19 protein-coding genes and 1 pseudogene are annotated in these 17,519 nt (G+C 76.0%); 12 read left to right on the plus strand and 8 right to left on the minus strand.

Features of this window, described 5'->3' with window-relative positions:
- The first annotated feature begins 149 nt into the window (after positions 1-149).
- Both LUW75_RS00685 and LUW75_RS00690 read left to right on the plus strand, forming a co-directional pair.
- On the plus strand, positions 150-1,199 hold the full coding sequence (locus LUW75_RS00685) for a lactonase family protein (RefSeq protein ID WP_250333870.1): 1,050 nt from the start codon (positions 150-152) through the stop codon (positions 1,197-1,199).
- Positions 1,200-1,411: 212 nt separating this feature from the next.
- Complete coding sequence (locus LUW75_RS00690) at positions 1,412-2,242, plus strand: aldo/keto reductase (protein ID WP_284453790.1); 831 nt, start codon at positions 1,412-1,414, stop codon at positions 2,240-2,242.
- Between the two features lie 65 nt (positions 2,243-2,307).
- Here LUW75_RS00690 and LUW75_RS00695 read toward each other — a convergent pair whose 3' ends face one another.
- Together LUW75_RS00695 and LUW75_RS00700 are read right to left on the minus strand one after the other, a co-directional pair.
- On the minus strand, positions 2,308-2,793 hold the full coding sequence (locus LUW75_RS00695; RefSeq protein WP_250333871.1) for a DUF6098 family protein: 486 nt from the start codon (positions 2,791-2,793) through the stop codon (positions 2,308-2,310).
- Between the two features lie 162 nt (positions 2,794-2,955).
- Positions 2,956-3,477: a hypothetical protein gene (locus LUW75_RS00700; protein ID WP_250333872.1), complete on the minus strand. Its 522-nt coding sequence runs from the start codon at positions 3,475-3,477 to the stop codon at positions 2,956-2,958.
- Between the two features lie 315 nt (positions 3,478-3,792).
- On the opposite strand from LUW75_RS00700, the gene LUW75_RS00705 reads away from it, so the two are divergent.
- The gene (locus LUW75_RS00705) at positions 3,793-4,485 is read left to right on the plus strand and encodes a formylglycine-generating enzyme family protein (RefSeq protein ID WP_250333873.1); all 693 of its coding nucleotides are present in this window, start codon (positions 3,793-3,795) and stop codon (positions 4,483-4,485) included.
- Positions 4,486-4,541: 56 nt separating this feature from the next.
- Here LUW75_RS00705 and LUW75_RS00710 read toward each other — a convergent pair.
- Together LUW75_RS00710 and LUW75_RS00715 are read right to left on the minus strand one after the other, a co-directional pair.
- A pseudogene (locus LUW75_RS00710) lies at positions 4,542-5,137 on the minus strand (dihydrofolate reductase family protein).
- A gap of 788 nt (positions 5,138-5,925) precedes the next feature.
- Positions 5,926-6,390, minus strand: a complete 465-nt coding sequence (locus LUW75_RS00715) for an SRPBCC family protein (RefSeq protein WP_250333874.1) — start codon at positions 6,388-6,390, stop codon at positions 5,926-5,928.
- A gap of 245 nt (positions 6,391-6,635) precedes the next feature.
- Here LUW75_RS00715 and LUW75_RS00720 point away from each other — a divergent pair, with 245 nt between their 5' ends.
- Positions 6,636-7,607: a TIGR03557 family F420-dependent LLM class oxidoreductase gene (locus tag LUW75_RS00720; RefSeq protein WP_250333875.1), complete on the plus strand. Its 972-nt coding sequence runs from the start codon at positions 6,636-6,638 to the stop codon at positions 7,605-7,607.
- Between the two features lie 125 nt (positions 7,608-7,732).
- On the opposite strand, the gene LUW75_RS00725 is transcribed toward LUW75_RS00720, so the two are convergent.
- The gene (locus tag LUW75_RS00725; protein ID WP_462933678.1) at positions 7,733-8,401 is read right to left on the minus strand and encodes a carbonic anhydrase; all 669 of its coding nucleotides are present in this window, start codon (positions 8,399-8,401) and stop codon (positions 7,733-7,735) included.
- Positions 8,402-8,602: 201 nt separating this feature from the next.
- A complete protein-coding gene (locus LUW75_RS00730) occupies positions 8,603-9,685 on the minus strand; it encodes an MGDG synthase family glycosyltransferase (protein ID WP_250333876.1) in 1,083 nt (360 codons plus the stop codon).
- 176 nt (positions 9,686-9,861) lie between these two features.
- Between LUW75_RS00730 and LUW75_RS00735 the strand changes: the two genes are divergently transcribed.
- From LUW75_RS00735 to LUW75_RS00745, 3 genes are read left to right on the plus strand one after another with little or no spacing between them, the layout of a single operon-like run.
- Complete coding sequence (locus LUW75_RS00735) at positions 9,862-10,626, plus strand: SDR family NAD(P)-dependent oxidoreductase (protein WP_250333877.1); 765 nt, start codon at positions 9,862-9,864, stop codon at positions 10,624-10,626.
- Positions 10,627-10,636: 10 nt separating this feature from the next.
- Positions 10,637-11,503, plus strand: a complete 867-nt coding sequence (locus LUW75_RS00740; RefSeq protein ID WP_250333878.1) for a DMT family transporter — start codon at positions 10,637-10,639, stop codon at positions 11,501-11,503.
- Complete coding sequence (locus LUW75_RS00745) at positions 11,497-12,288, plus strand: polysaccharide deacetylase family protein (protein ID WP_250333879.1); 792 nt, start codon at positions 11,497-11,499, stop codon at positions 12,286-12,288. The genes LUW75_RS00740 and LUW75_RS00745 overlap by 7 nt, the downstream gene beginning before the upstream one ends.
- Here LUW75_RS00745 and LUW75_RS00750 read toward each other — a convergent pair.
- Positions 12,285-12,503, minus strand: coding sequence for an acyl-CoA carboxylase subunit epsilon (locus LUW75_RS00750; protein ID WP_250333880.1), 219 nt, complete (start codon positions 12,501-12,503; stop codon positions 12,285-12,287). The two genes, LUW75_RS00745 and LUW75_RS00750, sit on opposite strands and share 4 nt — an antisense overlap.
- 267 nt (positions 12,504-12,770) lie before the next feature.
- Between LUW75_RS00750 and LUW75_RS00755 the strand changes: the two genes are divergently transcribed.
- From LUW75_RS00755 to LUW75_RS00765, 3 genes are read left to right on the plus strand one after another with little or no spacing between them, the layout of a single operon-like run.
- Positions 12,771-13,934: a type III polyketide synthase gene (locus tag LUW75_RS00755; RefSeq protein WP_250333881.1), complete on the plus strand. Its 1,164-nt coding sequence runs from the start codon at positions 12,771-12,773 to the stop codon at positions 13,932-13,934.
- Positions 13,924-15,171, plus strand: a complete 1,248-nt coding sequence (locus LUW75_RS00760) for a cytochrome P450 (RefSeq protein WP_250333882.1) — start codon at positions 13,924-13,926, stop codon at positions 15,169-15,171. The genes LUW75_RS00755 and LUW75_RS00760 overlap by 11 nt, the downstream gene beginning before the upstream one ends.
- Positions 15,168-15,710 carry a cupin domain-containing protein gene (locus tag LUW75_RS00765; RefSeq protein WP_250333883.1) on the plus strand — a complete coding sequence of 181 codons (543 nt, stop codon included), beginning with the start codon at positions 15,168-15,170 and terminating at the stop codon, positions 15,708-15,710. The genes LUW75_RS00760 and LUW75_RS00765 overlap by 4 nt, the downstream gene beginning before the upstream one ends.
- Positions 15,711-15,814: 104 nt before the next feature.
- Here the strand turns inward: LUW75_RS00765 and LUW75_RS00770 are convergent, their stop codons facing one another.
- Complete coding sequence (locus tag LUW75_RS00770; RefSeq protein WP_250333884.1) at positions 15,815-16,273, minus strand: SPW repeat protein; 459 nt, start codon at positions 16,271-16,273, stop codon at positions 15,815-15,817.
- Between the two features lie 232 nt (positions 16,274-16,505).
- On the opposite strand from LUW75_RS00770, the gene LUW75_RS00775 reads away from it, so the two are divergent.
- Positions 16,506-16,718, plus strand: a complete 213-nt coding sequence (locus tag LUW75_RS00775) for a hypothetical protein (protein ID WP_250333885.1) — start codon at positions 16,506-16,508, stop codon at positions 16,716-16,718.
- A gap of 320 nt (positions 16,719-17,038) precedes the next feature.
- On the plus strand, positions 17,039-17,491 hold the full coding sequence (locus LUW75_RS00780; protein WP_250337503.1) for a subtilase-type protease inhibitor: 453 nt from the start codon (positions 17,039-17,041) through the stop codon (positions 17,489-17,491).
- Positions 17,492-17,519: the final 28 nt, after the last annotated feature.

Below are 17,519 nucleotides of genomic sequence, written 5' to 3' on the forward strand. Positions count from 1 at the left end.
GCCCCCTCCACCCGGGCGGCGCGGGGCCCGGCCGTCCGGGCCGTCCGCGGACGGGGCTTCCGGGTCCGCTCGGGGCCGGAACGGTGACTCGCGCGGTGCGGGGGTCGTTGACCCGTCCGGTAGGCGCAAATGCGACGAAAGAGGGATCAATGGATCAGAGTGGCGGTTCCTGGGCGTACATCGGTTCGTTCACCTCGGGGGGCGGGCGCGGCATCACCGTCGCCGCCGTGGACCCGGCGAGCGGGGCGCTGACGCCGGTCGGGGCGGTCGACGCGCCCGCCGACCCGTCGTGGCTCGCGCTCGACCGGGGCACCGGGGTGCTGTACGCGGTGAGCGAGACGGAGTCCGGCGAGGTCGCGGCCTTCCGGGCCGAGGGCCCGCACCTGACCCCGCTCGGCCGGCCGGTCGCGGTGGGCGGCTCCCGGCCCACCCATCTGAGCGTCGCCGGGCGCCGGCTGCTGACCGCCAACTACGGGTCCGGGAGCGTCAGCAGCCTGCCCCTGGAGGCGGACGGCGGCATCGCCGGTCCGGCCTCCGTCCTGGTCCACCGGGGTTCCGGCCCGGACCCGGACCGGCAGGAGGGGCCGCACGCGCACCAGGTGCTGCCCGACCCGAGCGGCCGGTGGGTGCTCACCACGGATCTGGGGACCGACTCGGTGCGGGTCTGCGCGCTCGACGCGCGGGACGGGTCGCTCCACGTGCGCGGGGAGGTGGGGCTGCGCCCCGGGTCCGGGCCGCGTCACCTGGCGTTCCACCCGGACGGCGCGGTCGTGTACGTCCTGCACGAGCTGGAGCCGCAGGTGACCGTCTGCCGCTGGGAGGCGGAGTCCGGGCGGCTGGAACCGCTGTCGGAGGTGCCCGTCGACGGCGACGGCGGGCCCGGGGGCGCGCGGGCCTGCCCGTCAGTACCCGCGGTCTCGGCGGACGGGCGGTTCCTCCGGGCGGCGGTGCGGGGCGCCGACGCGCTCGCCACGCTGTCCCTGGAGGACGGGGCGGAGAAGCCGCGGCCGGTGTGGAGCGCGGAGTGCGGCGGGAGCTGGCCGCGCGATCTCGTCGCGGACCCCTCGGGGCGCAGGCTGTACGTCGCGAACGAGTGGTCCGGCGACGTGACGTGGTTCGACGTGGACCCGCTGGACGGGCGGCCGCGGCGCGGCGGCTCGGTGGAGGTCCCCGCCGCCGCGTGCGTCGTCTTCTCCTGAACCGGCCCCGGCGGGAGGTCCCCGGCCGCCGCGCGCTCGCCGGGGGCGTACCCGAAGGCCGCGGCGGGACGGCGGCGGCCGGCGGGGGCGCGGCACCGGCGGGACGGTCCCCGTCGCGACGCGGTCCGTGCGGGGTGCGGGAATGCCGCCGCCCCGTGTGATCGTTGGTGTTCGTCAGCAGCATCCACCGACGACGTAAGGATCGACCGCCCGTGAGCAAGGTCCCCTCTCTGACCCTGAACAACGGTGTCGCCATGCCGCAGCTCGGCCTCGGCGTCTGGCAGGTGCCGGACGCCGAGGTGGCGGAGGTGGTGGGCACCGCCTTCGAAGCCGGCTACCGGAGCGTCGACACCGCCGCCGTGTACCAGAACGAGCACGGCACCGGCCAGGCCGTCGCCGCGTCCGGAATCCCCCGCGAGGAGCTGTTCGTCACCACGAAGCTGTGGAACAGCGAGCAGGGGTACGACTCGACGCTCCGCGCCTTCGACGCCTCGCTGGAGCGGCTCGGCCTCGACTACGTCGACCTGTACCTGGTCCACTGGCCGGTGCCGGCCCGGGACGCGTACGTCGCCACCTACAAGGCGTTCGAGAAGATCCTCGCGGACGGCCGCGCCCGTTCCATCGGCGTGTCCAACTTCCTGCCCGAGCACCTGGAGCGGCTGATGGACGCCACGTCCGTCGTGCCCGCGGTGAACCAGATCGAGCTGCACCCCCGGCTCGCCCAGGCGGAGGCCCGCGCCTTCCACGCCCGGCACGGCATCGCGACCGAGGCGTGGTCGCCGCTGGGCCAGGGCCGCGGCCTGCTGGAGACGCCGGCCGTCGCGGCCGTCGCCCACAAGCACGGCCGCACCCCGGCGCAGGTCGTGCTGCGCTGGCACCTCCAGCTCGGCAACGTGGTGATCCCCAAGTCGGTGACGCCGTCGCGGATCCGGGAGAACATCGAGATCTTCGGCTTCGAACTCGACGCGGAGGACATGGCGGCGTTCGCGGCGCTCGACGAGGGCCGCCGGCTCGGACCGGACCCGGCCGTCTTCGAGGCCTGACGGGCGGGGCGCGGCCGCGTGCGCGGCCGCGCCCCGCTTCGGTGCGGGGGTGCGGCGGGGCCGGTTCAGGCCTTGCGGTTCATGGGGCCCCAGGAGCCGCGCTGGCGCGCCACCTCCTCCTCCGCCTCGTGGAGCACCGCCAGGTCGATCCAGCAGACCGGTTCCACGTCGTCGAGCAGCGGCTCGTTGTCCGGCCCCCTGGCCACCTCGTGGCCGCGCAGGGCCCAGGGGCGCACGTCGCCGCCCCGCTCCTCCCGCAGGTGGCAGTAGTCGTAGAGGCGGCGGGCCACCCAGAGCCGTACGGAGCGGTCCTCCCACCAGCTCTCGACCTGGAGCGGGTTGGCCGACAGGCCCGGCATGGGGATCCCGGTCAGGTGGTCCACGCTGCGGGTGCCCTCCATGTCCCGGGCGGGGCCGCGCGACCAGCGGACGAAGAGGGTGCCGTGCCGCTCCACGAGGTCGGCCAGCTCCGCCAGGCTGCCGACGGTCGGCAGCTCCGTGGCGCCGTCGGGCGCCGTCGTGCGGGTCGGTGCCGCTGCGGACTCGTCCATGTGGTTCACCCTTCTCGTCGTGCGGGACCGAACGCCGCGTACCCACCCGTAACAGAATGACTCCACGGGACGCCCCGCGCAGGTCGGGGCGGCCTTCCGGCCGCCGGACGGGCGGGTGACGGCGCCGCCCGCCGGTCCCCCGGGGGGGCGGCGGGCGGGGGGTCAGCTGCCGTCGACCGGGAGCCAGCCGGAGTAGGCCTCCGGCTGGTAGTACTTGCCGGTGTCGCCGTCGTAGCGCAGGGCCCGCAGGCGCACGCTGCCGGACTCGTCGTAGTCCTTGTCGCACTTGACCCAGCGGTTGTAGCCGGACTTGTTGCGGCACGCCTCGGGGCCCCGCCCGTAGTTGGTGTAGACGCCGCCGATCGCGGACATGCCGTCGGACGCGGTGTCCAGGACCCAGACGACGTCGCCGTCGTGCTGGAAGCAGACCTTGGAGCCGTAGGTGGAGACGCACCAGCTGTCCGGTGGCAGGGAGGAGGACGACATCGGGGTCCTGGTGCCGGTCGTGGCCCCGCCCCCGTCCGTGCCGGAGGTGACGGTCCACTCCGGGACGTCGGGGGCCGCGTCCTCGGCGGTGGCGGGGGCGGCGGCGAGCAGGAGGGTGGCGACGGCCGCGACGGCGCCCGTCGCGGTTCGCCGGGGGACGTGGGGGGTGCGGGAGGTCCGGGACGGGGTCATACGCATGTGAAGATTCCTAGCGTGTCATGAGCGTCTCAAGGAAGTGAAGTGATCCTAGCGTCAAGATCACTCTCCGCGCACGGGGGCGTTCCGGCCGCGGGGGCGGCCGCGGGGGCGATTCCTCGGGCGGCGGCGGGTGCGGGAGCACCGCCCGCCCCGCCGGGCGCCCCGGGTTCGGGCCCTCCGCGGGCCGGGTCCGGACCGCCGGGCGGTCCGGTGCGCCCCCACCGCCCGGCGGCGGGGGCGCTTTCACCCAACCTCCTTGTGCCGGACGCCTGGTGGCCTCCTCCGGACGAGTCGCGTCCCGGTAGGTTGGTGATCATGGACGGGTGTGCGAATGAGGAGATGGCCGCCGTCCCCGGGGGCCGGGTGGCGCCGGCGGACCGCCTGACGGGGCGCGGCCGGCCGGTGGACGTGGCGCCGTACCTGCTGGGGACCGTCCCGGTCACGCGGGAGTGGTACGCGCGGGTCACCGGGGAGCGACCCGGTGACGGGGGCGCGGGGACGGGGCGGCTGCCCGCGGAGGGCGTCTCGTGGTGGGACGCGGTCCGGTTCTGCGACGTGCTGTCCCGCCGGGAGGGCCTCGCCCCGGCGTACCGGGTCGACGGCGACCGCGTCGAGTGGGACGCCTCCGCCGACGGGTACCGGCTGCCGACCGAGGCCGAGTGGGAGCACGCCTGCCGGGCCGGTACCGGCGGGCAGCGGTACGGGCCGCTCGACGAGGTCGCCTGGCACCGCGGCAACTCCGGCGGGCGGCCGCGCCCGGTCGGCGGCAGGCGGCCCAACGACTGGGGCCTGTACGACATGCTCGGCAACGTGTGGGAGTGGTGCTGGGACGCGTACGACGCCGGGGCGTACGGCGCGTACCGGGTGCTGCGCGGCGGCGGCTGGTTCGACGAGCACTGGAACTGCCGCGCGCCGGTCAGGCGCCGCGGCCACCCGACGTACCGGGGCGGCGACGTGGGCTTCCGGGTCGCCCGCTCGCACCCCGCGCCGGCGCACGGGGCCGCCTGACGGCGTGCGGCGCCGGGCGGGCCGCCGGACCCGCCCGGCGGCCGTGCGGCGCCGGCCTACGCCCCGGCGGCGGGCCGGTAGGTGCACACCTGCGCACCGGTTCCGCCGGTGACCGCGGAGACCAGTTCCAGCGTGTGCATCCGGCCGCGACCGGGGAAGAGGGACTTCCCTCCGCCGAGGATCACCGGCATGACCACCAGCCGGAGTTCGTCGAACAGGCCCTCGTCCAGCAGCGTCCGCACCAGCGTGGGGCTGCCCATGACGAGCAGGTCGCCGCCCGGCGCCCGGTGCAGTTCGCGGATGCGGGCGACGGCCTCGCCCCCCGGGATGCGCGAGGTGTTCTCCCACGTCAGGTCGGAGTCGCCGAGCGTCCCGGTCACGACGTACTTGCGCAGCGCGTTCATCCGGTCGGCGAAGGGGTCCCCGGCCCGGTCCGGCCAGGCGCCGGCCATCGTCCGCCACGTGCGGCGCCCCAGCAGCAGGGCCTCGGCCTTCCCCAGCGCGTCGTCGAACGCGCCGCCCACGACCTCCGGGTCGAAGAAGGGGTGGGACCAACCGCCGTGGGCGAAGCCGCCGTCGGTGTCCTCCTGAGGACCCCCGGGGCCTGCACCACGCCGTCGAGGCTGACGAACTCGCTGATCACGATACGCATGGGACTCGCTCCTCCTGCTCACCACGGGCTACGGGAGGGAAGACCGCCGGGCCGCGGGGAATTCACCGCTCCCGCCCCACCGTCCTCGGTGACACGGCTCACACGGCCGTCGCCGGGAATCCGGTCCGGGCCGCCCGCCGCTCGGGGACGGGGCGGCCGGACCTCCTCGTCGTACCGTTCGCCCGGTGCGGACGGCTCTTCCCCGGCACGTCCTCTTCCCCGTCCCGGGCCACCGGACGACGGCGGTGCGGGCTCCCGGCCGGACGGGACCCGCCGCCCCGCCCGGGGCCAGCGCTCCTCGACGGCCCGGTCTACGACCGCGCGGGCGGCGCGGGGCGCCGGTCCCCGGCCGGCAGCCCGTCTCGGCGGCGCCCTGCCGGGGCCCGTCCGGCGGAGGCCGGCGGCGCCGACGAGGGTGCCGTCCGGCCGGATGCCGTGGATCCGCCCGGCGCCGGGCGCGGCCTCCTGCGCGTACGCCCCCGGGGGAACGCCCGGTTCGGCTCCGGGCCGGTCACCGCGTCGGGCAGGCCGCCGAACCGGCCGACGGACTCCCGGTACCGGTCGACGCGGGCGGGGAACCCCCCGACCCGGCGCGGCTCCGGCGGACGCGGTCCGGCACCGCCGTCGCCGGGAGGCCGCGCACGTCGTCACCTTCCGCGAGACCGGCGGCACTTCGGCGCACGGACCGTCTCACGGGCGGGCCGCCGGCGCACCGGCCGGACGGCGGAAGGGACCGCGCGGTACGCGGTCCCTTCCCCTCGACCACCCGCGCCCCGGCGGCCGGAGCCTCAGGAATCGCCCGGCCTGATGCGGCCGCGCCAGGCGCCGGTCTCCCCGCCGCGGGTCTCGATGTACTCCTTGAAGCGGCGCATGTCGCCCTTGACCCGGCGGTCGATGGTGCCGGTCATGTCGGCGGCCTTCTCGGCGAGGCCAGTCGGCTCGACGTCCATCACCAGCTCCACCCGCGTGTGGGTCTCGTCCACCGGCTGGAAGCTGACGACGCCCTTCTGCTGGGTGTCGCCGCTCACCGTCCGCCAGGCGATGCGCTCGTCGGGGAGCTGGTCGATGATCTCGGTGTCGAACTCCCGTCGGACACCGCCGATCTTCGTCGTCCAGTGGTTGTGCCGGTCGTCGAGCTGTGTGACCTCCTCGACCCCCTCCATGAACTTCGGGAACTCCTCGAACTGGGTCCACTGGTTGTACGCGGTGCGGACCGGCACCTCGACCTCGACGGTCTCCTTCACCTTGCTCATCAGTCGCTCCTTGCTCTCGTGGCGGTGGTGCGGCGGGTACCCGCCGCACTCGGCACGCGTGGGCGGGTACCCGCCCTCACCGGGTCATGCACGTGTGCCGTGCCGGACCGGGTCCGGCCGCACCGGCCGCAGGCCGTCCGGCACGGCGCGGGCCGGGTACCCCCGTTCGGCGGCGGGCCCGTTACGGGTCCGGCCCGCGGGGTACCTCTGCGCGGACCGGACGGATCCACGCTCAGGGGTGACGTATGGAGATCGGGTACAAACTCGCGGCGGAGGCGTTCGCGCCGGGCGAGTTGGTGAGGCAGGCCGTCCTGGCCGAGGAGGCCGGGTTCGACTTCGTCGAGATCAGCGACCACTTCCACCCGTGGCTGGACAACCAGGGGCACTCCCCGTTCGCCTGGACCGTGCTCGGCACGATCGCGGCGAGGACGAGCCGGATCGGGCTGGCCACCGGGGTGACGTGCCCGACGATGCGGTACCACCCGGCGGTCGTCGCACAGGCCGCCGCGACGCTGGCGCTGCTGTCGGAGGGGCGGTTCGTGCTCGGCGTGGGATCGGGCGAGCGGCTGAACGAGCACGTCGTCGGCGAGGGCTATCCGGCGGTCGCCGCGCGGCACGAGATGCTCCGCGAGGCACTGGAGATCATCCGGCTGCTGTGGAGCGGCGGCTACCGCTCGTACGAGGGGAAGCACCTGCGGCTGGAGGACGCCCGCGTCTTCGACCTGCCCCCGGAGCCGCCGCCCATCGCCGTGGCGGCGAGCGGCCCCGACTCGACGCGGGTGGCCGCCGAACTCGGCGACGCCCTGTTCGCCACGGAGGCCGACCCGGACGTCGTCCGGCGGTACCGGGAGGCGGGGGGCGACGGGCCCCGCTACGCGGAGGTCCCCATGGCGTGGGCCCCCGACGAGCGGACCGCCGCGCGTGCGGCGCTGGAGACGTCCCGGTGGGCGGTGACCGGCTGGAAGGTGATGAGCGAGCTGCCCAACCCGGTGAACTTCGCCGCCGCCACGGCCACCGTCCGCGAGGAGGACGTCCTGGCCGCCTTCGCCTGCGGCGACGACCCGGAGCGGTACGTGGGGATGGCGCGGAGGTACGCCGACGCCGGGTTCGACCGGCTGGTCATGCAGAACGTGGGCCCCGACCCGGACGGCTTCGTCGACTTCTACCGCCGCGAGCTGGACTCCCGGCTGCGCGGGCTGGAGCCCGGCGGCGCGTAGGGCGGCGTGCCGGGGCCGGAGCCGAGGGCCGCTCGCCGGGCGTCCGTGGCCGGAGGGGTGCGGCCGGGGGACGGGCCGGGGGCCGCGGCCCCCGGCCGGCCCCGGCCCGTGCCGCGGAGGTTCGGTCAGGTGACGGCGTGGACCTCCTGGGTCGCCAGTTCGTAGCGGGCGCCGACGACGGCGAGGCGGCCCGTGGCGGTCCGCGCCGCCAGGTCCGGTCCGGCGGCGAGGCGGGAGCGGACCAGCCGGACGTTCGCGGTGATCGTCGCGTCGACGCGGGCCGGCCCGGTCTGGACGTGGTCGATGGCGGGGCGGATCTGCTCGGCGACGTACGAGATGTGTGCGGGTAGGTCCTCGCCGGTCTCGTCCGCGTGGACGGCGGCGGCGACCGCGCCGCACGACTGGTGGCCCAGCACCGTCACCGGCGGGACGTCGAGCTCCAGGATGCCGTAGGCGATGCTCCCCAGGACGGCCTCGTCGAGGACGCAGCCGGCCGAGCGGACGGTCATCGGGTCGCCGAGGCCCTGGTCGAAGACCAGCTCGGGCGGGACGCGCGAGTCGACGCAGCCGAGGACGACGGCGAACGGGTGCTGTCCGGACACGGCCGGGAGGCGGTCGTCGTCGGACTCGTGGGGGTGGGTCTGGTGGCGGGTGGACCAGCGGTGGTTGCCGTGCCGCAGTGCGCGGAGCGCGGCCGCCGGGGTGCCCGGCCGTCCGGTCCCGCGTCCGGCGGCGACGGCCGGGGCGGCGGGCAGGGCGATGCCCGCGCCGAGGACCGCTCCGCCGGCCAGCACGGCGCGCAGGAGGGTGCGGCGGTCGTGGCGACCGGGGCGGTCCGCGGGGTGGGGGATATGTGTTCGGGTGTCGGCGTCACGCCCGGCGCGGTAGGCCGTGCCCCTCCGGTCACATCCGTCTCTTGGCCTTTCATCGGCCACGTCTTGAACCAACTGTGAAGGGCGTCGGCCGGGGCCCCCGGGCGCGGGGTGCCCCCGGTGCTAGGCGAGGGAGGCGACGAGGAGGGAGGCGTCGTCCCGGAAGAGGGCGCGGCCCGGGGCGACGTGTTCGGCACGCGCCGGGCCGTCGGGGACGAGGCGGGCGGCGGCGGCCAGGAGGGACGGGAGGTCGGGCGCGGCCGTCGTCAGGCCCTCCGCCGCCATGTGGCGTACGCCGTCCGCGCCGTGGCCGGGGATGGGGCGGTAGGCGACGACGGGCAGGCCGGCGGCCAGGGCCTGGACGGAGGTCTGGCCGGCGGCGTTGTCGACCAGGAGGCGGGCCGAGGCCATCAGGGCGGGCAGGTCGTCGGTCCAGCCGAGCGCGGCGGCGCCCGGGACGCGGGCGGTGCGGCGGCGCAGGCGCTCGTCGCGTCCGCACAGGACGACCGGGCGCAGGCCCTGCCGGGCCAGGGCCCCGGCGGTGCGCGGCAGCTCGGAGCCGACGCCCCAGGCGCCCGCGGAGAGCAGGACGGTGGGCCGGTGCGGGTCGGGCGGCGGGCCTGGCGCCGTCCGGGCGGCCGTGTGGAAGGCGGGCGGTACGACCGGACCGGGTGCGGCGGTGCGGCGGCCGGTGCCGGCGCGGGCGGCTCCGGCGGCGCCGGGGCTGACGCACAGGTACAGGTCGTTGCCCGGGTGGAGCCAGCCGCGGTGGACGGCGAAGTCGGTGACGTACACGGCGCTGGGGACGGCCAGGGTGCCCCGTTCCCGCATGCGGCCGGTGATCTGCGCGGCGAGGTGGAAGGTGGAGACGACGACGTCGGGGCGGAGGCGGGCGGTCAGGGACCGCAGGGGGCGCTCGGCGAGCGCGGCCAGCGGCGAGGTGTCCGCGCGGGGGGCGGCGGGGCCGTCCGGGCGGGGCGGGGCGAGGAAGGTGCGGTAGATCGCCGTGTAGAGCGGGGGGACACGGCGCACGGCCGTGCGGTAGAAGGCCCGCAGGGCGGGCCCGGCGCCGGGGGGCAGCAGGGCCAGGACGTCGTGGACGTGGGCGTCGTGGCCGTGCGCGCGGAGCCGGCGGGCGAGTTCGGCGGCGACGGCGTCGTGGCCCGCCCCCATGCTCGCGCTCAGGACCAGGCAGCGCCGCGTCATGTGGTCGCCCTCCGGTGGCGGGGTCCGGGTCCCTCCCATCGTGGACGCGGACCGCGGCCCGGGCGTCCCGGGCGGGCCTGTTCGGGTGGTTCACGGGCCCGGCGCACCATCGCGGCGGGGCGGTCCGGGCAGGAAGCTGGAGTCCGGGGGTGCAGGCGCGAGTCCGGAGGTCTGGCATGGCGGGAACGGCGCGGCCGGTCGTGCTCATCACGGGTGCGTCCTCGGGGATCGGGGAGGCGGTGGCCGAGCGGTTCGCCGTGGACGCCGAGCGGCGCTGGCGGCTGCTGCTGGCCGGCCGGGACGGGGCGCGGCTCGGCGAGGTGGCGCGCCGCACGGGCGGTGTGGGGCTGCCGGGCGACCTGGGCGCGCTGGCGGGCGTGGAGGGGCTCGCCGCCCGGGCCCTGGAGCGGGAGGGACGGGTGGACGTGCTGGTCGCGGCGGCCGGGATCGGCTGGGCGGGGCCGCTCGCGCGGACGCCGCCCGAGGTCGTGGAGCGACTGGTGGCGGTGAACCTGACGGGCGTGGTGCAGCTGGTGCGGCTGCTGCTGCCGGGGATGGTGGAGCGCGGCGCGGGGCGGCTGGTGCTGATCAGTTCGATGGCGGGGTGGGCCGGCGTGGCGAACGAGGCGGTGTACGCGGCGACGAAGGGCGGGCTGCTGGCGTTCGCGGAGAGCCTGCGCTACGAGCTGGCGGGCACGCGGGTGGGGGTGACGGCGGTGCTGCCCGGTGCGGTGGACACGCCGTTCTTCGCGCACCGCGGCGTCCCGTACCACCGCGGGCGGCCTCGGCCGGTGCCGGCGCGAAGGCTGGCGGACCTGGTGTGGCGGGCGGTGGTGCGCGGGCGGGACGAGGTGTTCGCACCGACGTGGCTGGCCGGGCCGGCCCGGATCAGGGGCGGCGCCCCCGGGTTCTTCCGCGCGATGGCCAAGCGGTTCGGCTGAGCGCCGCGCGATGCTCGCCCTCTCGGTCTGCCTGGCGCTGCTGGCGGCGGTGGGCAACGCCGCGGCCTCGGTGCTCCAGCGGCGCGCCGCGGCCGACGCGGGCGCGGCGGGCACGGCCGTGCGCGGCTGGTGGCCGGGGCTGGTGCGGCGGCGGGTGTGGGTGTGGGGGGCGGCGATGCTGGGCCTGTCGGGGGTGTTGCAGGCGCTGGCCCTGGCGACGGGGCCGCTGGCGGTCGTGCAGCCGGTGATGAGCACGGAACTGCTGTTCACGCTCGTCTTGGGCGGGCTGGTGTTCCGGCGGAACCCCGACCGGCGCACGTGGTGGGCGTTCGGGGTGATGGCGGCCGGGCTGGCCGCGTTCCTGGCCCTGGCGGAGCCGTCGGGCGGGCGGGCGACCGTACCGGCGGCGGACTGGCTGCGGGCGGGGGTGGTGATCGGGGCGGCCGCGGCGGGGCTGGTGGCCGTGGCGCTGCGGCTGCCGCCGGCTCCGCGGGCCGCCGTGCTGGGGACGGCGACGGCGATGGGGTTCTCCGCCACGGCGGCGCTGCTGAAGGACGCGCTGGGCCGGGCGCAGGAGGGGGTCGGCGCGGTGTTCGGGGGGTGGCAGCCGTACGCGGCGCTCGCGGTGGGACTGGCGAGCTTCCTGCTGCTGCAGGTGACGTTCCGGGCGGGGACGCTGGCGGCGTCGCAGCCGGCGCTGACGCTGGGGGACGCGTTGCTGAGCGTGGTGCTGGGGGTGTGGTTGTTCGACGAACGGGTGGTCGTGGGTGCGCGGGGGGTCTTCGAGGCGGTCGCCGTGGCGGCCCTGGTGGCGGCGTGCGTGGAGCTGGCGAGGTCGCCGCTGGTGACGGGCGGCGACGGGGAGGGTACGTGGTGAGCGCGCCGGCCGCGGGCGCGCGGCGCGCGGCGGCCCGGCGGGCGGGGGCGGTCGCGGCGGCGCTGGCGGGCTGGCACGTCCTACCCGCGGCGACGTGGCTGCCGGGGCTGCGCGGGGCGCTGTGGCCGGCCTTGGACGGGCGGGGCGACCCGGGGCGGGTGGCGCTGACCTTCGACGACGGGCCGGACCCCGCCACGACGCCGCTGTTCCTGCGGGCGCTGGAGCGGCTGTCGGTCCGGGCGACGTTCTTCGTGCTCGGCGAGCGGCTGGAGCGGGCGCCGGGGCTGGGGCGGCTGATCGTGGCGGAGGGTCACGAGCTGGCCGTCCACGGCTGGGGCCACGACCCGCCCTGGGTGCCGAGGCCGGTGCGGGACGTGCGGGAGGTGGCGCGGGCGGCGGCGCTGGTCGCGGACGTGGCGGGGCGCGGGCCGCTGTGGTACCGGCCGCCGTACGGGGTGCTGACCGGGGGCCGCTGGGCGGCGGCGCGCGCGGCGGGGCTCCGCCCGGTGCTGTGGTCGGCGTGGGGGCGCGACTGGACGGCGGACGCGTCGCCGGCGAGTGTGCGGGCGGAGGTGGCGCGCGGGGTGCGGGGCGGCGCGACGGTGCTGCTGCACGACTCGGACGCGGTGTGCGCGCCCGGCTCCTGGCGGGCGGCGCTGGGGGCGCTGCCGGGGCTGGTCGCCGACTGCCGGGCGAGGGGGCTGGTGGTCGGCCGGCTCGCCGATCACGGCGTCGGGACGCCCCGTGGGGGCCGCGCGGGGGCGTGCGGGCCGGCGGGCGGCTAGGACCGGCCGTAGGGCGCCCGGGGCGGGCCGGCGCACCAGGAGTGCGGCGCGGGGTGAGGGTGCCACCGGCGGTCCCACTCGGCGCGGCGGGCCGGGCGGCGGGGGTCCCGGACAGTGTGCTCGCCGCCGTGCGCGAGGGCTCCGAGGAGGGCGGTGACGGCGGCGAGCTCCGCGTTGGTGGGGGAACCGTGGACTATCCGCAGATGGTGGTGCATCGGTCCATCGTCCACCGGGGGCGCCGTCCCCGCATCCGCTCCCCGGCGGGCGGCGCGCGGTTCCCCGGGCGGTCCGGCATCGGGGTGGCGGCCGAACGGGTGGGAAACCGGGGGGCTCCGGCGTCCCGCCGCCCTTCCCCCGCACGGGCGGGGCGCCGTCCGGCCGGTTCCCGGCCCCCCGTGTGGCCCCCTCGGCGCGCGCGACGGCCCCGGCTCGCACATTCTCTGAGGGAACGCGAGCAATACGCGACGAAAGGGCTCGACATCATGGCCACGTTGTGCAGACCCGCGGTGTCCGTCCCCGAGCACGTGATCACCATGGAGGAGACGCTCGAGCTGGCGCGGACGATCCACGCGGACCACCCCCAGCTCCCGCTCGCCCTCCGGCTGATGGAGAACACCGGGGTCCGCAAGCGGCACATCCTCCGGCCCATCGAGGAGACGTTGAAGCACCCCGGCTTCGAACAGCGCAACACCGTCTACGAGGCGGAGGCGAAGGCGCGGGTGCCCGCTGTGATACACCGTGCGCTGGAGGACGCGGAGCTGCGTCCCGCGGACATCGACGTGATCATCTACGTGTCGTGCACGGGCTTCATGATGCCGTCGCTCACGGCCTGGCTGATCAACACCATGGGCTTCCGCAGCGACACCCGCCAGGTGCCCATCGCGCAGCTGGGCTGCGCGGCGGGCGGCGCGGCGATCAACCGGGCGCACGACTTCTGCAGCGCGTACCCGGACGCGAACGCGCTGATCGTGGCGTGCGAGTTCTGCTCGCTCTGCTACCAGCCCACCGACCTCGGCGTCGGGAACCTGCTGTCCAACGGGCTGTTCGGCGACGGGATCGCCGCCGCCGTCATGCGCGGCAGGGGCGGCACGGGCGTCTCGCTGGAGCGCAACGGTTCCTACCTGGTGCCGGAGACGGTCGACTGGATCGCGTACGACGTACGGGAGACCGGGTTCCACTTCAAGCTGGACAAGCGGGTTCCGGGCACCATGGAGCCGCTGGCCCCGGCGCTCAAGGAACTGGCGGGACAGCACGGGTGGGACGCCTCCGACCTGGACTTCTACATCATCCACGCCGGCGGGCCGCGCATCCTGGACGACCTGAGCAGGTTCCTCGAGGTGCCTGCGGAGGCGTTCCGCTTCAGCCGCGCCACGCTCACCGAGTACGGCAACATCGCCAGCGCCGTCGTGCTGGACGCGCTGCGCCGGATGTTCGACGAGGGCGGGGCGCCGGAGTCCGCGCGGGGCCTGCTCGCCGGCTTCGGGCCGGGCATCACCGCGGAGATGTCCCTGGGCCGCTGGACGACGTCGGCCTCCCCCCGCGTCCCCGCCGGCGTCTCGGCACGGGGGAGCGTGGCGACCGCCGCCACGCCGAGGGCGTTCGTCGACGCGTACACGGACACCGAGGAGCCCGGCCGTGCTGGATGACACCACGACGACCGCCGAGGCGGCCCCGCAGGGCGCCGGGCCGGCGCTGCCGCCCGTGCGGCACTGGCCGGCGCTGGACCTGTCCGGGGTGGACTTCGACCCGGTGCTGGCCCGGCTGATGGAGGAGGGCCCGGTCACCCGCGTCAAGCTGCCGAACGGGTCCGGCTGGGCCTGGCTGGTGACGCGGTACGACGACGTGCGCATGGTGACCAACGACCCCCGGTTCAGCCGGAAGCTGGTCGTGGAGAACGACGTCACCCGGTTGGCGCCGCACTTCATCCCCGTCGACGGGGCCGTCGGGTTCGAGGATCCGCCGGACCACACGAGGCTGCGCCGCGCGGTGGCGCCCGCGTTCACCACGAAGGGCGTCGAGCGGCTGCGCGACCGGGCCCGGGAGATGCTCGACGAGCTGGTCGAGGGCGTGCTGCGGGACGGGCCGCCGGCCGACTTCACGCAGCGGCTGCTCGGGCCGTTCCCGCTGGCGGTCGTGTGCGAGCTGATGGGCGTCCCGGCCGGGGACCGGCCGCGCATGCACGAGTGGACCAACCTCATCCTGTCGTCGGCGCAGGGCGCGGAGCGCAGCCAGCGCGCCAAGGAGGAGATGTGCGCCTACTTCGCCGAGACGATGCGGCGGCGGCGCGGCACCGGCGGGGAGGACGTCATCGGGCTGCTGTCGGCCGCGGTGGAGGCCGGGGAGATCACCGAGTCCGAGTCGGTGGGTCTGGCGCTGCTCGTCCAGATCGGCGGCGAGGCGGTCACCAACAACACCGGGAACATGCTGTTCATCCTGCTGACCCGGCCGGACCTGATGGACCGGCTGCGCGCCGACCGGCAGGGCAGGCCGCGCGCGATCGAGGAGCTGCTGCGGTACATCCCGCACCGCAGCGCGGTCGGGCTGTCGCGGATCGCGCTGGAGGACGTGACGGTCGCCGGCGTGCGGATCCGCGCCGGCGAGGCGGTGTACGTGTCGTACCTGGCGGCCAACCGCGATCCGGACGTGTTCCCCGACCCGGAGCGCGTCGACTTCGACCGGGCGCCCAACCCGCACGTGGCGTTCGGGTACGGGCCGCACTTCTGCGTCGGCGCGATGCTGGCCCGGCTGGAGTCGGAGCTGCTGGTGGACGCACTGGCGGACCGGTTCCCCGGGTTGCGCCTCGCGGTGCCGGCGCAGGAGGTCCCCTTCCGGCGCGGCGCGCTGATCCGGGGCCCGGAGTCGATGCCGGTGGCCTGGGGATGAGCGCGCACGCGACGCCGGACGGGCTGCTGGTCCCGACCGGGCACGGCCGGACGCTCAGCGCGCCCGCCCACCAGGTGACGTTCAAGGTCACGGGCGAGCACTCGCGGGCCGCGTCGAGCTTCGAGGTGGTCGTGCCCCCGGGGTTCGACGTGGGCGCCCACGTGCACGCGCACAGCGAGGAGCTGTTCTACGTGCTGGAAGGGGAACTGGAGGTGCTCGCCTTCGAACCGCGGGTGCGGACGCGGGACGACTGGCGCACCTGGGAGTCGCCGGCCGGGCGGCGGACGGTGCGGGCCGAGCCGGGCACGGTGATCGTGGTGCCGCCGGGCTGCCCGCACGCGTTCGCCAACCGTACGGACGAGCCGGCGAAGATGTTCTTCCAGGCGTCCCCGCCCCCGGACCACGAGCGGTACTTCGAGGAGTTGCTGGAGATCCTCGACGGGGGCGGCCCGCCGGACCACGCCGCGATCGCGGCGCTGCGCGCCCGGTACGACATCGAGCAGCTGACGCCGATGCGGCACGGCGCGCCCGCCCGGTGACGGCGGCCCGCCCCGGACCGGGGCCCCGGGCGGGCGGGTGGGCGGACGCGTGGTCCCTGGGCCGCCCTCGGGGCGGTCCGGGGACCACGCGCGTCACGCCCGGGTCACGGGAGGGACGTCTTCCCCCGGGCGCGGGTCGCGCCGGTGCGGCGCCCGCGCGTCAGGAGTGCCATGGCCGCGCCGAGGAGCAGGGCCAGGAGGCCGACGACGACGTTGTTCCAGACGCTGCGGGTGGTGTCGACGTTTCCGGCGACGAGCCACGGCGAGAGGATCGTGAACGCCCCGATGGCCACGGCGCACCAGGCCATGGCGTGGGTCCGCTCGTACGCCGAGCCGAGGCCGCTCACGCACAGCGCGTAGGCGAGGCCGAGGATCAGGTTGCACACGGCGAGCGCCGTGAGCCCGCTGAACCCCGCGATCCAGGGCGACGCCGCCAGGTACACGCCGGTGAGGAAGGCCAGTGCCTCGATGGCCTGCCCGCGCGGGGTGCTGGTGGCCCGTTCGAACCGGGCGCGCATCTCGGCGACGTCGGGGTGGTGCTCGATGGTCGGGTGAGTGGTCATTGCGGGCCCGCCTCCCGTAGAAGCCTTTATCTACCCTTTATGAACATAGAACCCCCGTTGTCCCGTTCAGGCAACAGGAGCCCCTCCGCCCCCTCCACCCGCCCGCCTCCGGCCCGGCGGACCGGAGGCGGCGCGGCGCCCCTGCGACACCTCCGCGGCGCGCGGTCGTTGATCAGCCGTACGGGGCGCGACCGCGCACCCCGCCATGACGCCGAACGATCGAGAGGGAACCATGAGTCTCCGCACCGCCGCCACCACCGCCCTGGTCACGGCCGCCGGCGCACTGCTCGCCGCGGGCACCGCAACCTCCGCCCAGGCCGCGCAGACCCCCGTCCCGCAGACGCCGACGACCCCTGCCGCCTTCTTCGGAGAGGAGGTCACCCCCGCGGAGGGCGCCGCCGCGACCTGGTCCCTGACCCGCTTCCTCCTCGGCAGCGGGGACTGACGAGGGGACACCGGCGGCCTCCGCGCGGCCGGCGGGGAGGGATCAGGAGGATTTGTCACTACCGGGTTTCGGCCGTGTTGCGACTCACACGCCGCGCCGTTTCCCCCATGGTTCGCGCATGGACCAGTTCCACCACACTGCGTCAACCAGCAGTGACAGGGGGTCACACGTCAGGCCGTGACCTCGGGGTGACTGTTTCACGCCACTGCTTGAAGGAGTGACGAAACCTGAAAACCTCCACTGAACGTGCATCAAAGGCCCTGACACGACAATCTGTTCACGCACCACGACCGAGCCGGACGAAAAGGAAAGGGATGACCATGTCGCACAAGCGGGCATCTATACGGCGTACTGCCATCTTCGGGATGATCACCGCCGCGGCGATGACCGCGCTGGCGCCGGCCGCCGTCGCCGCCCCGGAGCGGGCGGGCACCGGCACCTCACGGCTCTACGCGCCGAACGCGCTGGTCCTCACCGTGGCGAAGGGCGAGAAGGCCAAGACGGCGACGCCACTGCGCGCGGTGACCCTCACCTGCGCCCCGACGCCGGGTGGGACCCACCCCGCGCCCGAGGAGGCGTGCGGTGAGCTCCGCGCCGCGAATGGCGACTTCTCCGCCTTGCGCGGTGAAGCGGAGCGGGCCTGCGCCAAGATCTACGACCCGCTCGTCGTCACCGCCGAGGGCGTCTGGGAGGGCAAGCGCGTCGCGTACGAGCGCATGTTCGGCAACTCCTGCGTCCTGCAGAACGAGGGCGGCAGTGTGTTCTCCTTCTGAGCCCTGCCGCTCGGCCCTTCCCCGGCCC

This window comes from Streptomyces sp. MRC013 (genome assembly GCF_023614235.1).
Lineage (GTDB): Bacteria > Actinomycetota > Actinomycetes > Streptomycetales > Streptomycetaceae > Streptomyces.